The sequence below is a fragment of the Sphingomonas sp. 22176 genome (assembly GCF_052045505.1).
Classification (GTDB): Bacteria; Pseudomonadota; Alphaproteobacteria; order Sphingomonadales; family Sphingomonadaceae; genus Sphingomonas.
Genome location: NZ_JBQEPL010000010.1, coordinates 59,516 through 74,516, shown reverse-complemented (window position 1 = coordinate 74,516; position 15,001 = coordinate 59,516). Strand labels below are relative to the sequence as shown.

The 15,001-nt window shown below is 67.2% G+C and carries 12 protein-coding genes; 4 read left to right on the top strand and 8 right to left on the bottom strand.

Features of this window, described 5'->3' with window-relative positions:
* Positions 1–8 precede the first annotated feature (8 nt).
* The 8 genes from ACTJKY_RS20400 to ACTJKY_RS20365 form a co-directional block, all read right to left on the bottom strand.
* Positions 9–188: a hypothetical protein gene (locus ACTJKY_RS20400; protein WP_440847920.1), complete on the bottom strand. Its 180-nt coding sequence runs from the start codon at positions 186–188 to the stop codon at positions 9–11.
* Positions 188–1,519 (bottom strand): DUF4178 domain-containing protein, encoded by a 1,332-nt coding sequence (locus ACTJKY_RS20395; RefSeq protein WP_440847919.1) that lies wholly within the window; start codon positions 1,517–1,519, stop codon positions 188–190. Before ACTJKY_RS20395 ends, ACTJKY_RS20400 begins: the two co-directional genes overlap by 1 nt.
* On the bottom strand, positions 1,509–2,183 hold the full coding sequence (locus ACTJKY_RS20390) for a DUF4178 domain-containing protein (protein ID WP_440847918.1): 675 nt from the start codon (positions 2,181–2,183) through the stop codon (positions 1,509–1,511). The genes ACTJKY_RS20395 and ACTJKY_RS20390 overlap by 11 nt, the downstream gene beginning before the upstream one ends.
* Before the next feature lie 7 nt (positions 2,184–2,190).
* Entirely contained in the window at positions 2,191–3,000 is an 810-nt protein-coding gene (locus ACTJKY_RS20385) for an SPFH domain-containing protein (protein WP_440847917.1), read from the bottom strand.
* A gap of 305 nt (positions 3,001–3,305) precedes the next feature.
* Positions 3,306–4,604 carry an MFS transporter gene (locus ACTJKY_RS20380; RefSeq protein WP_440847937.1) on the bottom strand — a complete coding sequence of 433 codons (1,299 nt, stop codon included), beginning with the start codon at positions 4,602–4,604 and terminating at the stop codon, positions 3,306–3,308.
* Between the two features lie 155 nt (positions 4,605–4,759).
* Positions 4,760–5,593, bottom strand: coding sequence for a shikimate dehydrogenase (aroE, locus tag ACTJKY_RS20375; RefSeq protein ID WP_440847916.1), 834 nt, complete (start codon positions 5,591–5,593; stop codon positions 4,760–4,762).
* A 51-nt stretch (positions 5,594–5,644) separates the two neighbouring features.
* Positions 5,645–8,578 (bottom strand): TonB-dependent receptor domain-containing protein, encoded by a 2,934-nt coding sequence (locus tag ACTJKY_RS20370; RefSeq protein WP_440847915.1) that lies wholly within the window; start codon positions 8,576–8,578, stop codon positions 5,645–5,647.
* Between the two features lie 84 nt (positions 8,579–8,662).
* On the bottom strand, positions 8,663–9,355 hold the full coding sequence (locus tag ACTJKY_RS20365) for a TetR/AcrR family transcriptional regulator (protein WP_440847914.1): 693 nt from the start codon (positions 9,353–9,355) through the stop codon (positions 8,663–8,665).
* Positions 9,356–9,516: 161 nt separating this feature from the next.
* On the opposite strand from ACTJKY_RS20365, the gene ACTJKY_RS20360 reads away from it, so the two are divergent.
* From ACTJKY_RS20360 to ACTJKY_RS20345, 4 genes are read left to right on the top strand one after another with little or no spacing between them, the layout of a single operon-like run.
* Complete coding sequence (locus tag ACTJKY_RS20360) at positions 9,517–10,494, top strand: alpha/beta fold hydrolase (protein WP_440847913.1); 978 nt, start codon at positions 9,517–9,519, stop codon at positions 10,492–10,494.
* A complete protein-coding gene (locus ACTJKY_RS20355) occupies positions 10,491–12,074 on the top strand; it encodes a carboxylesterase/lipase family protein (protein ID WP_440847912.1) in 1,584 nt (527 codons plus the stop codon). Before ACTJKY_RS20360 ends, ACTJKY_RS20355 begins: the two co-directional genes overlap by 4 nt.
* Positions 12,071–13,141, top strand: coding sequence for a hypothetical protein (locus ACTJKY_RS20350; RefSeq protein ID WP_440847911.1), 1,071 nt, complete (start codon positions 12,071–12,073; stop codon positions 13,139–13,141). Before ACTJKY_RS20355 ends, ACTJKY_RS20350 begins: the two co-directional genes overlap by 4 nt.
* Positions 13,138–15,000 carry a bifunctional sugar phosphate isomerase/epimerase/4-hydroxyphenylpyruvate dioxygenase family protein gene (locus ACTJKY_RS20345; RefSeq protein WP_440847910.1) on the top strand — a complete coding sequence of 621 codons (1,863 nt, stop codon included), beginning with the start codon at positions 13,138–13,140 and terminating at the stop codon, positions 14,998–15,000. The genes ACTJKY_RS20350 and ACTJKY_RS20345 overlap by 4 nt, the downstream gene beginning before the upstream one ends.
* The last annotated feature ends 1 nt before the right edge of the window (position 15,001 follow it).

The window sequence follows — 15,001 nt, the reverse complement described above, 5'->3', positions numbered from 1 at the left end:
GCGTCCTCCTATTTGTGGTGCGGACCGTAGAACACGGCATGGCCCCCGCCATGGCCGCCGCTGTTATAGGCGGCGCTATCGGTACGGCCGCCATCGGCGAAGGGCGACCAGCCATAGCTCGTCGCGGCGAGAAACAGCCCGACGATGGCGAGCGACCAGAGTGCGTAGAGAAAGCTGCGCCTGTCCATCAGTCGTCGCTCCCCTCGCTCGCTTTCGGCTGGAATTCGCTTTCGCCCTTGCGCGCCTTCTCGAACCGGAGGTGGAGCAGCAGACCCATGATCCAGGGCAGGGCGATCATGAACAACGCCAGGAAAACATTCGAGCCGTAGAGCGTCCCGGTGCCGACCTCGACGACGATCTGGGGCGCGTTGATCGGCTCCATCCAGCCGCCATCGGGATAGAAGGTGCCGCTCTGGCTCCAGCGATTGCCCTTGTACTCGACAACGAGGTCATAGTCGCCCGCCGGTACCGCTGCGATCGAGACATCGGAGTCGCGCGATCCCTCGGTCCAGGGACCATCCGAATCCGTGCCTTCATAGCGCTCGGCGGCCCCTGATGCCGCGAAGACCTGCTGCGTTCGCCGATCGACCAGGCTGTAGTCGAGATCTACCCAGCCATTCTCCAGCCGCGGCACGGTACTGCGCACCTGCACCCGCTGATACCTGCCGCGCAAGTGAATGGGCCCGATCGTCGCGTTCTGCTCGCGTCCATCCACCGCCACAGGCAAGGATTGCGAGGCGATCCAGGTCGTTCCGCCGAGCAGGATCGACAGGACCAGCAGGAACGACAGCGCAATCCCGCCGATCACCGCGCCCTTGCCCAGCCACGCGCCCCAGGGCGACGGCTGGTGCGGCAGCGGCGGCCAGACGCGCCGTGCGGGCGCAACCCCGAAGGCCCGGACCATCACCCTGTCGGGCAGCCATTGGTTGAGCGTCCAGCTCTCCTCGCTGTCGCTCGTCTCGCGCGAGAGCATGAAGCCGGGGCGGACCCAGTCGCCGGTCTTCACCGTCTCCCCCACCGCCACGCGCCAATAGAATTCGCCGACGACCCGATCGACCTGCGCGGAGCCGGCGAAGAAGCGGGTGTAGGCGGCACCGTCCAGCGTGTAGCTGCTGAAGGTCTGCCAGGTCGGCACCCGCGTGAGCATGGTGCCGAAGCTCCAGCCCCCGCGCGCGTTCACCAGCCAGCGATAGCCGTGATACGGATTGAACAGCAGATATTCGTCCCAGCGATCATAGCCGTTCTGCGAGCGCCGGAGATAGCCGATTGCTTCCCACTCCACCCCGAACAGCGTGCCGCGCGTGCCGAGAGGGATGTCCGGCGTCACCTGCGCGGCATGCGCCTGGGTGACCAGCTTCACCAGCCCATCGGTGGTGTCGAGGATCGAGCCGCAATATTGGCAGCCGACATGCACGGTATAGCCGGCCGCGCGCAGTTCCACCGTCCCGCCGCAATTCGGGCAGGACAGCGCGCGCACCGCCGGTGTGGGCGGCGGGGAGAGAGTGGGATCAGCCGGCATAATCGGGCAATGCCCAGCCTTCGATCGCGCGAAGCCCGCGCGGCGCGAGTTCCGCGAGGGCCACGTAGCGGCCTTGGTAGAAGCTCGTCGACTTGCCGTCCCGCTGGAGGCTCGCGCACGTGCCATCCGGCCCACGCAGGTCGACATTGTAGACCTGCCAGCCGCTCGGCGCGACGAAGGGCAGCTCGCCCTCGGCCGTTATGCACAACGCCTGGCGTGCATCCGCGATGACCAGCTTGCGGCCGGCCATCTCCACCTTCTGGCCGATCTGCGCCTCGCCGCCCTTCGCGATCGCCCGCAGCGTCTGCGAGCGCACCTCGCCAAACGGGCGTTCGCGCAGCAGCATGAACTGGCCCATCGCCTCGCCGAGCCAGGCGGTACTGCCGTCCTCGAACAGCAGCAGCCATTCGTTCCAGGCGCCATCGGTCCAGCTCCAGCGCACCCGGCCGATCACTTCGAACGCCTGCCCCTCGTCGATGCCGCGCATGCCGATCTGCACCGGGCTCACGTCGAACGGCAGCGCGGCGGCAATGCCGAACTGGGCAAGTCCGGCGTCGCTGCGCACCAGCATGGTGCGGCAAGTGTCGCACACGCGGGCGGGCAGTGCCGGCGAGCGGAACACCACGTCCGCACCACAATTCGGGCAAGGCAGATGCAGGCTCATCGATGGGTCAGCGGATGCGGCCGAGCAGTTCGGCCTTCTTGGCGTCGAACTCTTCCTGGGTGATCGCCCCGATCGTCAGGAGTCGATGGAGCTTCTCGATCTGTGCGCTCGCGTCGGCCGGGGCGCTGGCCTGATCGACCGCCGCCTGCACCGCCTCGGGCAGCGACAGGCTCTCGATGTAGAAGCTGGTGCAGGCCAGGCCCCATTGGGCGAAGGCAGGGTCCACCGCCGCCTTGAGCCGCTCGGACAAGGCCGCCTGATTGCCCGCGAGATCGACAAAGGCAAATTCCCCCGAACCGATCGCGGACGCAATCGCGGTGGCGATCGCGGCACGCAGTTGCGGCTCGATATCGGCGACGGTCACGCGCTGGAGCGATCCCATCAACTTGACGGCGAAGGCGGGCACCTGCTCGATGCGGAAGCTGTAGCTGCCAAAGGCCCGCACGCGGACCGGGCCGAACTCCGGATCGCGTACCGTGATCGGCTGCGCCGTGCCCCATTTGAGCCCCGTCTGCTCCTTCTGGCTGAAGAACACCACGTCCGCCTTGAACGGCGACGCGAAGCCCTTGTCCCAGTTGAGCAGCGCGCTGAGCACCGGCAGATTGCCGGTCTCCAGCGTGTGCAGGCCCGGGTGGAAGGCATCGGCGAGCTGCCCCTCACGGTAGAAGAGCGCGATTTGCCCGTCGCGCACCGTCAGTTGCGCGCCCGTCTGGATCTCCCGCCCCTGCATCGGGTGACGCGCAGCAAGCGTTCCGGGTTCGTCGACCCAGTCGATCACGTCGACAAACTGCTTCGACAGAAAACCGAAAAGCCCCATCACACCCCTCCCCTTCGCAAGGCTATAGGGGAAGGGTTCGCAACGACACAAGAAAGTGCCGGAGCGTCGTGCCCTAATTGCACGGCGTCAGCGCGTGCTGCCTCGGCTGGACCGTAGTGGCGCTGCCGCCGGCCTTCTCAATGATCGGAGTGGCTAACGCGTTGACATCGGGCACGCCATCGCTCGGCGGCGTGGATTGTTCACCGCAGAAGGCGTCCGATATGCGCCCGATGCGAGGCGCAGACGCGAGCCGCCAAATTGCACATCAGGTCTTTAGCCCGAGCACCCGCGTAGAAGATGCGACCTCACGCCCGTTTCAAGCCAAGCAGCGCCACCGAGGCAATCAGCGATCCCACGGCCATTACCGCCGCCACCGCCGGCAGCTGAAGGTCCAACGAAAACAGGAGGCCCGCAAGAATCGGTCCCATTGCTGCGCCGCCGCGCCCTACGCCGATCACGAAGCCGGTGCCCGAGCCGCGGGCGTGGGTTGGAAAGCTCTGGGCGATCAGCGCATACATGCCGACGACGCCCGCGTTGGTGCAGAAGCCCGCGATCCCGGCGATCCAGGCGAGGCCCGCCAAATCATGCGCGCCTTGACCGAACAGCGTGACCATTGCCGTTGCAGCAAGCAAGGCGACGACCAGCAGATTTCGCAGCGGCACACGCCAGCTCAGCACGCTGAGCAGCACCGCGCCGGAGAGACCGCCGACATTCGCCCAAACCAGCACGCCGGCCGCCTGCGACGGGGGATAGCCCATATCCACGACGATCTTCGGCACCCATTTCAGAATGAAGTAAAAGGTCATGATGTGGCAGAAATAGGCGATGGTCAGCAGGATCGTCGTCCGCGCGAGCGGCGGGGCCAACAGCTGCGCGAGCGGAAGCTTTTTGCCGCTCTCCCCGAGCGGCGGCAGCGCATCGAGCGGGGGATGGCCCATACGGGCCAAGAGCCCGTTGGCGCGGCGCAGCGCGCCCTTCGGCTGGCGCTGAACCAGATAGCGGATCGATTCGGGCATCAGCCACCACGCAAGCGGCAGGAACAGCGCCGTCATCCCCGCACCGAACAGGAACACATGCCGCCACGCACCTCCGGCCAACAACGTCGCCGCGATCGAGCCGCCAACGATGGCCCCCACCGGATACCCCGAGGCCATCAGCCCCACCGCGAGGCTCCGCGTCCGGGTGTTGGCAAGCTCCGCCACCATGGCGTTGGTGCAGGCAAGCATCCCGCCGATGCCCAGACCGGTAAACAGCCGGAAGGCGGAGAGCATCTCGACATTTACGGCGAAGCTGGCCGCGAACATGCCGGCCGCCATGACAACCAGGCACAGCAGGATGGCGGGGCGACGTCCGGCACGGTCGGCATAGGCGCCGAGCACGACCGATCCCGCCGCCATGCCGATCAGTTCCATCGAAAGCACCAGCCCGAGCGCCGCGCGATCGATCCGCCATTCGGCCGCGATACCCGGCGAGGCGAAACTGATCGCCAGAACATCGAAGCCGTCCAGGGCGTTGAGCAGGAGGCACAGCAAAATGCCCAGCAGCTGGGTGCGGCTTAGCGGTGCATCGTCGAGCACGTGGAGCCGTTGTGGCGCTTGCGTCATGCAACCTCTCCGCCGGGCTCGTACAGCCCCGTTCAATTTACTGACGGCGCACCGTATCGTCGGCTCGCCATTGTTATAGATCATAGCGGTCTGCCCGCGGCGAGCAAGGCAATCGAGGACCTGGGACGCCCGCGGCTACTCTCGTCCCGGGTCGCTCAGCTCTGGTCGAACGCGGCAGTCATGCGGGTGACGTCGGCGTGGTGGCCGGTGATGATCTCGAACGCCTCTGCCGCCTGGCGGATCACCATGCCGGTCCCGTCCAGCACCGCGCAGCCGACCGCGCGCGCCTCGCGCAACAATTGCGTTTCGCGCGGGAAATACACGATATCGGCAACCCATTGCTCGCCTCGCAGCCCGGCGGTGTCGATCGACGTTCCCGGCTTGGACGTCATGCCGATCGGCGTCGCGTTGACGACGCCGTCGACAGCCTCGGGACCAGACCGGTCCGACGCAACGACCTCGACCACGGCATCGGGGAAATGGTGCCGCAGGCGATCGGCCAATTCTCCCGCGCGATGCACGTCGACATCCGCAATCCGAAGGTGCCGCACGCCCAGGGAGAGCAGCGCATTCGCCACCGCCGCGCCGGCACCCCCGGCGCCGACCTGCAGGACATGGTCCAGCCGGGCGTGCGGCAATCCTGCGCGCAGGCTCTCCCGGAATCCGATCATATCTGTATTATGGCCGGTGAGCCGCCCGTCGCGGACCGCCACCGTGTTCACCGCCCCCACGACCCGCGCGCTTTCCGCCAGGTCGTCGAGCAGCGGCATCACCGCCTGCTTGAACGGGTAGGTGACGTTGAAGCCATGATAGCCCTCGTCACGCAGTCGGGCGAGCTGATCGCCCAGCGCAGAATCGGGTAGCGCCAGGGCGTCGAAGTCGAAGAGCGTGTAGCGCAGCGCGAGCCCCTGGGCGCGCGCTTCCTCCTCATGGATCCAGGGCGATCGGGACGCCTGGATCGAACGGCCGATCAGCCCGGATTTCATCATCGCTTTCACTCTCGAACCTGGGTCGGGGGCGGCATGTACCGCCCCCTCCCCTCAGAACCCAAACCGAACGCCTGCATAGAAGGAGCGGCCGATCGCATCGTAGAGCGCAACATCGGTGCCGTTCTGCGAACTGGCCACGAAGGGCAGGCTCTTGTCGAACAGGTTGTTCACGCCCAGCCGGAACTCGAACCCCTTGGCCGCCTTGATCGTCGCAAACGCGTCCCATGTCGCGTAGGCGCCCACGCCCACCTGCGCGGTGGCCGGCGTCAGCACCGAGCTGATGTCGGCCAGCTTGTCCTGATAGCGCCAGCGCAGGCCGAAGCTGCCGCGATCCGAGCGATAGCCGAACGAGGTGAGCGAGCGCCATTCCGGCGTGGCACGCGGGGGCACGCTGCTCGGCAGCGCGCCGCCGTTGCTGATGCCGGTATAGTTGAGGAACGCCGCGCCGGGCAGCAGCTGGACCTTGTAGTTGCGCGTCCAGTCGACTCCGACATTGGCGAAGAGCCGCGCCGACGTACCCAGGAACGCGGCAGGCACACTCCAGTTGACCTGGAATTCCACACCGTCGGTGCGCAGGCCGCCGATGTTCAGATAGGGCGTGTTGACCGTGACGATCTGGCCGGTCGCATCGCGCTGGATCAGTCCGCAATAGGCATTTCCGGCGTCGTAATTGGGGTTGGTCCCGTCGAGGTTGAAGCATTTCGACAGCACGGTCAGGCCCGGGACGGTCGAGATCACGTTCGACACCTTGATGTTATAATAATCGACGGAAACCGTCAGGTCGCCGAAGCGGCTCGATCCCGGCGTGTTGAACACAAAACCGAGATTGTAGGTGTCCGCCTTTTCCGGCGTGAGGGCCTTGTTGCCCGCGATGGTCTGGCCGGTCGCCGTGGTCGGGAAGGTATAGGAGCCGATCGCCGCGCCCGGCACACCCTGGGCGACGCACAGCGCCGCGACATGCGCGCCATTGGTGCCGGTCCGCGCCCTCGAGCGTACGTCGCACGGATCGCCCAGCGAGCCCGGCGGGGTGCCGATCACGAGCTGAGTGCCGGAGGCGGGCGTGAACAGCTCGCCGATATTGGGCGCGCGCACGGCCCGCTGGTAGCTGCCGCGGATCAGCAGCGGCTTGACCGGGCGCCAGCGCAGATCGCCCTCATAGCTGGTCACGCTTCCGGTGACCGAATAATCCGAGAAACGCACCGCCCCGCCGATCCCGAGCTCGTGGAAGAAGGGCCGGTTGGCAAGCAGCGGCACATCGACCTGCGCGGCGAACTCCTTGACCGAAACCCGGCCGATGGCGGACGCCGAGGCGATGACCGATTCGATGTTCTGCGCGGCGAGATCGCTGTCCGGCGTGAAGTCGTAGGTGTTGCGGCGATAGCTGCCGACGAACGCCACCTGCGCCGGGCCCGCGCCGAGGTCGAACAGCTTGCCGTTCACCTGCAGCTGCGCCTGGGTCTGCGACAGGTCCTCGTTCGAGAAGGCCGTCTTGGTGATATAGGCGCGGCACGCCGCCGACAGCCCGCGCGCGTTCGCATCGCCGAAGATGTTCAGCCCGCCCGCGCAGGTCGAGGCGCCGCCATCGGGCGCGTTGAGCAGCGTCTGCACGCGGCTCTTCAGCACGGCGTTGTTGATCTTCTGGTCGTGGTTGGATTCGTCATAGGAGACGAAGGCATCGAAGCTCCAACCCGGCGCAATGTCTCCGCGCAAGCCCGCAAGATATTGCTGGATCGTATATTCTTCGTCGAAGCTCTTGTAGGGCACGCCGACATAGCGGCCGTTCCAGGTGAACGGTGCCGTCGCATTCGGGCGCGAGGCAAGGATCGTCCGCAGCGCCGCCGGGATAAAAGGATTGGAAACAGGGACGCTGGTCAGCGCGCCGAACTGGGTGAGGCTGCCGCCACTGGCGGTGTGGACCTTCAGATCGACATACATGAACTGGCCGTACGCCGTCAGGCCCGGCCGCACTTCGTAATCGCCCTTCAGGAACGCGGTCTTGCGATCCATCGCATTCTGGAAGTCGATCTGCTGACCCACCGGCATGCGGACATTGTTGCCCACGATCAGATAGCCTTGGCTATTGGTCGATCCGCGATAATTCACCGCGCCGGTCTGCACGAAGAGCGTGCCGTCATTGTTGAAGCCAAGGTTCAGCAGCGGGTTGATCGTGCTGGTGTTGCCATAGCCGGCGAACACGCCGTTCACCGCGGCGACGCTGGGCGCGTTGGTCGCGCTCGGCACGAAGGTGCCGGTGCCGATGAAGGACGACGGCGTCTTGTCGTTGAAGAAGCTGCGGCTGCTGCCGTTGACCGGATCGGTCTTGGCATAGCTGAACGCGGCGACGACATGACCGCGATTGTCGGCAAAGTTGCTGCCGAACGCCACCGAGCCGTTGAAGCGATAGGAATCGCCCCGCTCCGAGATGCCGTTCTGCAGGTCGACGCGCACGCCCTCCAGGCTACGCACCGTCTTGAAGTTCACCACGCCGGAAATCGCGTCCGAACCATAGACCGCCGACGCGCCGCCGGTGATCACGTCCACCCCTTCGAGGATCGCGTCAGGCAGGATGTTGATGTCGACATTGCCGTTCACGTCGGAAACCGGCAGGCGCCGCCCGTCGAGCAGCACGAGGTTCCGGTTCGAGCCCAGACCGTGCAGGTTGACGGTCGAGCGGCCGCCTTGGCCCTGCCCGCCGGTGCTGCCGTTGCCGGAGACGGTGAAGCTCGGGATCTGGTTGAGCGCGTCGACGACGTTGACCGTGCCGGTCTGCTTCAGCGCCTCGGTGCTGACCGAGGTGATCGGGCTGGCCGAACTGTCGTTGGGGCGACGGATAAGCGATCCGGTGACGATGATCTCTTCGGCCTGGTGGTCGCTCACCGCCGGCGGCGCGCCTGCCATATCCTGTGCGGCGGCGGGAAGCGCCGCCGTGCCCATTGCCAGCATGGATGCAGTCAGCGCGAACCGCGCGCGCGCATTGCCCTTCATAGCCTCTCTCCCGATGCGCTGGACTTGTCGCCGGCGTCGGGAGTGACTTAGTGTTACGAACTCGTTCCTGTCAAATAAATTGCATCACCCGTCTGCAGGTCCGGGGGAAACTACCCAGGCGAGCAGGATGTCGCCCACCTGCTGCGCCCGTCGCTCGATCGCTTCGGGGCTGTGCATGTCCACGCCGAAATTATGCGCGAACGTGAACTGGTTGGAGACGTTGTAAAAGGCGAGTGCGGTCATGTTCATGTGCAGGTCGACCGGGTCGATGCCGGGGCGGAACAGGCCCTCCGCTTCGCCGCGCGCAAGAATGCGAGCGAGCAGATCGATCACCCGGCGATTGTTTGCGGGAAGGCCCTCGATCTGTTTCAGATGCTCGGCCCGATGGATATTCTCGTTCATCACCAGTCGAACGAGTTCGGGGTGCTGTGAATGGTAGCGGACATCATGCTCGACCAGCCGGCGCAGGGCGTCGGCCGCGCTGCCGCTATCGATGTCGACCTCGCGCTCGCTGGCGCGAACGCGGCGATAGGCGCGCTCCAGCACCGCACGGTACAGTTCGTCCTTGCTGCCGAAATAATAGTAGATCTTGCGCTTGGTGGCGCGCCCCGCGATCTCGTCGATCCGGGCGCCGGCCAGCCCCTTTTCCACGAACTCCTCGGTCGCAATGTCGAGAATGGCGTTGATCGCCTCTTCGCGCGCCTGGGCGCGCGTGCGGGGCGTGCGGACACCTTCGGCTTCGGGCGCGGCGTCGGCTGCGGTTTCTGCGTCGGACATTGGTGTTTCCTATCCGCCACAACTCGCTGCGCAAAGACATTCCACGAGGCGTCGTCAAGTTAGTGGTACGAACTTGTTCCTCTTTTTTGTTGCGACTGCCGTGCAAGCTGATAAGCCTTTGCCAAAGCGCGGCCGAAGCCGCTGAATAAGGGAGAGGCTGGATGACGAAAACTCTTGCGCGGATCGCGCTCCTGCTACCGGCGTTCGCCGTCACCGGAACGGCGCAGGCCCAGACCCGGAGCTTCCCCGTGGCGCCCGCACCGGTGCTGGAAGACAAGTTCCCGGTCGTCCCCGTTGCCTTCCCCGGCGGGGTGAAAGCCTATCGCGACGTCGTCTACCAGACCCTGCCCGGCTATCGGCCGCAGATCGTCGATATCTACGTCCCCGCGACACCGGGTCCGCATCCGCTGGTGCTCTACATCCATGGCGGTGGCTGGATGGCCGGCCATACCCGCCATTCCGGAGCGCTGGCCGATTTCCCGGCGGTCCTCGCCGCCTTCGCGGCCGAAGGCTTCACCGTCGCCAGCCTCGAATATCGCCTGTCCGGCGAAGCCAGGTTCCCGGCGCAGCTGCAGGATGCCAACGCGGCGATCCGCTTCCTGCGCACCCATGCCGCGGAGTACCGCATCGATCCCGCGCGGGTCGGCGTGTGGGGCGGATCGGCCGGCGGCCATATCGCCGCGATGACCGCCCTCACCTGTCGCGACACGACCCTCGATCCGTCGGCGGGCAAGGATGGCTGCGTGCAGGCGGCCGTCACCTGGTACGGCGCGTTCGACTTCACCAGCCTGGCCAGCAACAACGACGGCAATGCCGCCGGCCGCCGGCTGCTCGGCTGCGAGGGCGCGTGCCCCGAGGACCGGCTCCGCGCCGCTAGCCCGGTGACCTATATCGACGCTAAGGATCCGCCCTTTCTGCTGATCCATGGCGAGCAGGACAAGACCGTGCCGATCGCCCAGTCGCGCCTCGCCGAAGCCGCCCTGCGCCGCGCCGGCGTGCCGGTGGCGACGATCTATATCCCGGGCGTCGACCACAGTTTCATCGGCGCAACGCCCGAAGCAACGCGAGACGCGACGCTGAAGGCGACCAACGCGACGTTCGACTTCTTCCACAAGGTGCTGGGAGTACCCCGCAAGTGACGCGCCGCCGCATCGCTGCCGCGGCGGCGGCCCTGGTGCTGCTCAGCGGCCAGCATGCGGCGCCCTCGGCACCATCGGCCCAAGTGGAACAAGGCCGCCTCGAAGGCGTGGCCCTGCCCGCCGGCGTCGATGCCTTTCTCGGCGTGCCCTTCGCCGCACCGCCGGTGCGCGACCTGCGCTGGAAACCGCCGCAGCCCCGTGCGGCGTGGACGGGCGTTTTCCATGCCGATCGCTTAGCCCCCGAATGCCTGCAGCCGCTGCGCGGTTCGCTGCAGAACCATTATTTCGGCGAGGAGGCGACCAGCGAGGACTGCCTCTATCTCAACATCTGGAAGCCCCGCACCGCACGCAAGGCACCGGTGCTGGTGTGGATCTATGGCGGCGGATTCAACATCGGTTCGGCCAGCATGGCGAACTATTCGGGCGAGCCGCTCGCGCAGGACGGCGTGGTTCGCGTCAACATCGCCTATCGGGTGGGGCCGCTCGGCTTCTTCGCCCATCCAGAGCTCAGCCGGGAATCGGACTATGGCGGCTCGGGCAATTACGGGCTGATGGACCAGATCGCGGCATTGCAATGGATCCACCGCAACATCGCCCGCTTCGGCGGCGATCCCGACAAGGTGACGATCATCGGCCAGTCGGCGGGCTCCATGTCGGTGTCGCTGCTCCAGCGGAGCCCGCTCGCGCGCGGCCTGTTCCAGCGCGCCGTAGGAATGAGCGGCAGCAGCTTCGGCGGAATGCTGGGGCCGGCGCCGCTCGCGATCGCCGAACAGCAGGGCACGGCAATGGCGAAGGAACTGGGCGCCGCCACCCTCGCCGAGCTACGCTCGCTGCCAGGCGATAAGATCGCCGCCGCGCAAAGCCCGCGCGCCGCGATCGTCCTCGACGGGCATGTCGTCACCGGCACCGCGGAAGCCGTGTTTGGCGCGCACCGCCAGAGCGATGTGCCCATACTGATCGGCTATACCCGGGACGAAAGCTTCCGCCCCTTCGGCCCGCTCGCCGACCGGGCGGCGCTGGCGAGCGCGCTGCGCAGCCGCTTCGGCGACAAGGCCGGGGCGATCCTCGCCGCTTATCCCGGCGAAGACGTCGCTCGCATCGCCGCCGATATCGCGCGCGATTCGACCGTCGGCGCGCAGATGGCGGACTGGGCGCGCTACCAGCTGCGCTACGGCACCCAGCCGGTCTATGCCTATCTCTTCACCCGCCGCCATCCCTATGCGCCGGGCATCACCTTCAGCGATCATGATCCGGCGAAGGTCGGCGCCTATCACACCGGCGACGTGCCCTATTGGCTCCGCACCCGCGACGCGCTCAACCTGTTCCGAGTCACCCGAAACTGGGAGCCCGGCGACGCCTCGCTCGAACGGGACATGGCGGAAGCGCTGCTCGCCTTCGCGCGGACCGGCACGCCCAGCAGCCCCTCGATCGGCCGCTGGCCGGCGGCAAGCCTCGACGCTCCCCGCCTCGTGCGGCTGGCGCCGACCAGCACGGTGGTTGCCTGGCCCCACTTCGCCGACATGCCGCTGTTCGAAAGCCCCACCGCACCGACCGAGCCCCGCACGAGGCCGCGCGATTGAGCCTGCTGCTCGCCTTGGCCGGCATGCTGGCCGCTGGCCAGAGCGCCGCGGCCGCCTGCCCCCCCGATCCGCCGCTCGCTTATGTGTGCGGCGCGGAGAAGCCCGAGGACGTCCTGGTGCTGCCGGACACGCCGTGGCTGGTCGCGAGCGGCTTTTCGCCCGGCGCGGGGCTGAAGCTCGTCGATCGTCGCGACCGACAGCTGACCCGCTGGTTCACCGGCGCCCCCGATCAGATCCAGCCCGATCCGGCCCTCACCCGCTCCTGTCCCGGCCCTTTGGACCCCGCGCTGTTCAATGCGCGCGGTCTCTCGCTGCGGAAGCTGGATGCCGGACATTGGCGGCTCCTCGTCGTCAATCATGGCGGCCGCGAGTCGATCGAGCAGTTCGACATAACGCTCGGCGCCGGCCCGCCGAGGCTCACCTGGCGCGGATGCCAGCCCATGCCGCCGGGACAGGTGGCGAACGCCGTCGCCAGCTTCGCCGACGGCACCATCCTCGCGACGGTGCTCACCCGGCCGGGCACCAGCATCGCCGATTTCGTCGAGGGCCGGGTGACCGGCGGCGTCTGGCGCCTCGCCCCCGGTGCCCCCAGCTTCACCCTGCTGCCCGGCACCGAACTGCCCGGCAATAACGGCCTCGAAGTCGACCCCGACCAGCGCCGCTTCTACGTGATCGCGTTCGGCTGGCACGCGGTGGTCGTCTATGACCGCACTGACACGCGGGTGCCGCTCGCGCGCGTCGACGCGCCGGACTTCATGCCCGACAACCTCCACTGGACCGGCGGCCGCCTGCTGCTCGCCGGGATGCGCCTCGACGAACCCGCCTGTGGCGGGCTGCGCCGCGTGATCGATGGCGTCGCCGATCCGATGCGCTGTCATCGCGGTTGGGTGGTCGGCGAACTCGACCTCGCCCATCACCGTGTCGCGACCGTCGCCTATGGCCTACCCGCCCCCGGCTTCAACGGGCTCTCGGCGGCGGCGCTGGCGGACGGCGATTTGTGGCTCGGCTCGTTCCAATCCGATCGGCTGGCGGTCCTCCCCCTGCCCCATGCGAAGGAAGCACCATGACTGCGCTGAACGCCATCGCCACCGTCTCGCTGAGCGGCACGCTGGAGGACAAGCTGCGCGCCGCCGCGACGGCGGGATTCCGCGCGGTGGAGATCTTCGACACCGATTTCGTTGCTTCGGCGCTCTCGGCGGAGGCGGTCCGCGGGATGCTCGACGAGCTTGGCCTTGCCTGCGTGCTCTACCAGCCGCTGCGGGACGTGGAGGGAATGCCGGAGCCGCATCGTGCCCGCGCGCTTGCCCGCGCCCGGCAGAAGTTCGAGGTGATGCGCACGCTCGGCTGTGACCGGCTGCTGCTCTGCTCGAACACCTCGCCGCTGGCGTCAGGAGATCGCGCGCAGATCATCGCCGACCTGCGCGCCGTTGCCGACATCGCCGCCGAATATGGCATCCTGATCGGCTATGAGGCGCTCGCCTGGGGCCGGCATGTTCAGGATCACCGACAGGTCTGGGAGATCGTGCAAGCGGCCGATCACCCGAACCTGGGCATACTGCTCGACAGCTTCCACTCGCTCGCCCGCAACATCCCGAGCGAGTCGATCCGTGCCATCGATCCAGCCAAGCTCGTCTTCGTCCAGCTTGCCGACGCCCCACGGATGGACATGGACTATCTCTATTGGAGCCGCCACTTCCGCAACCTGCCCGGCCAAGGCGGGCTGGACCTGACCGGCTATGTCGCCGAGATCCTCCGGATCGGCTATCAGGGGCCGCTGAGCCTCGAGATCTTCAACGATCGCTTCCGCGCCAGCTCCGCCGAGATGGTGGCACGCGACGGGCTGCGGTCGCTCGACGCGCTGCGCGACGCCGCCGCCCGCAAGCTCGGGCGCGAGACCGGCATGCCCGCACGCGCGATCATCGACCGCGTCGAGTTCGTGGAATTCGCCGTGGCGGAAAAGGACCGTGCGGAACTGGGCACGATCCTCTACGGCGCCGGCTTCGACCGAATCGGCCGCCATCGCAACAAGGCGGTGGAGCTGTGGCGGGCCGGGGCGGCCAGCTTCGTCCTGAACTTCGAGGAACAGGGCTTTGCGGCCGCCTATCGCACGATGCACGGCACCGCGATCTGCGCGATCGGGCTGGTGGTGAAGGACGGCCCGGCGGCGATGGCCCGCGCCCGCGCGCTGGGCGTGCCCCAGCATGGCAGCGACCTGCCCGCGATGCCGGCGCTCCGCGGGGTGGCCGGTAGCTTGGTCTATGTCGTCGATGCCGAGGCGATGGACACGATCTGGGCCGACGAATTCGTGTTGGACGACAGGCCCACCTCGCCCCGGGTGGATGTCCAGGCGATCGACCATCTCGCCGCGACAGTCTCCAACGACGAATTCCTGTCGTGGCAGCTCTATTGGCGATCGCTGTTCGACGTCGAGGTGCAGATGCCGCAGGACGTGATCGATCCCAACGGGCTGGTACAGAGCCAGGCAATCCAGAACCGCAGCGGGAGCTTTCGCATCACGCTGAACAGCACAGACGCGCGCGAGGCGCTGTCGGCCAGGTTCCTGCACCAGTCCTTCGGCGCGGGCTTCCAGCACATCGCATTGCGGGTAGGCGACATGGCCGCGGCAGCACCGCTGCTTGCCGAGCGCGGGCTGGAACCGCTGCCGATCCCCGCGAATTATCACGACGACGTCGCCGCGCGCTTCGGCCTGAGCGAGGCCGAGGACGCCGACGCCCGGCGCTACGGCATCCTGGTCGATGAAGAGGCACCCGGTCGGCGCTACCGCCAGATCTACAGCCGCGCCTTCGACCGTACCTTCTTCTTCGAGTTCGTCGAACGGCGCGATTACGCCGGCTATGGCGCCCCCAATGCCACCATCCGGCTGACCGCGCAGAACCGCTTCCGGCCCGCGCAGCTACTCGACTGAC

Bases quoted from the DNA above. Each gene is read 5' to 3' on its own strand.
- ACTJKY_RS20400 (WP_440847920.1), bottom strand. From the start codon at position 188: ATGGACAGGCGCAGCTTTCTCTACGCACTCTGGTCGCTCGCCATCGTC.
- ACTJKY_RS20395 (WP_440847919.1), bottom strand. From the start codon at position 1,519: ATGCCGGCTGATCCCACTCTCTCCCCGCCGCCCACACCGGCGGTGCGC.
- ACTJKY_RS20390 (WP_440847918.1), bottom strand. From the start codon at position 2,183: ATGAGCCTGCATCTGCCTTGCCCGAATTGTGGTGCGGACGTGGTGTTC.
- ACTJKY_RS20385 (WP_440847917.1), bottom strand. From the start codon at position 3,000: ATGGGGCTTTTCGGTTTTCTGTCGAAGCAGTTTGTCGACGTGATCGAC.
- ACTJKY_RS20380 (WP_440847937.1), bottom strand. From the start codon at position 4,604: ATGACGCAAGCGCCACAACGGCTCCACGTGCTCGACGATGCACCGCTA.
- aroE (WP_440847916.1), bottom strand. From the start codon at position 5,593: ATGATGAAATCCGGGCTGATCGGCCGTTCGATCCAGGCGTCCCGATCG.
- ACTJKY_RS20370 (WP_440847915.1), bottom strand. From the start codon at position 8,578: ATGAAGGGCAATGCGCGCGCGCGGTTCGCGCTGACTGCATCCATGCTG.
- ACTJKY_RS20365 (WP_440847914.1), bottom strand. From the start codon at position 9,355: ATGTCCGACGCAGAAACCGCAGCCGACGCCGCGCCCGAAGCCGAAGGT.
- ACTJKY_RS20360 (WP_440847913.1), top strand. From the start codon at position 9,517: ATGACGAAAACTCTTGCGCGGATCGCGCTCCTGCTACCGGCGTTCGCC.
- ACTJKY_RS20345 (WP_440847910.1), top strand. From the start codon at position 13,138: ATGACTGCGCTGAACGCCATCGCCACCGTCTCGCTGAGCGGCACGCTG.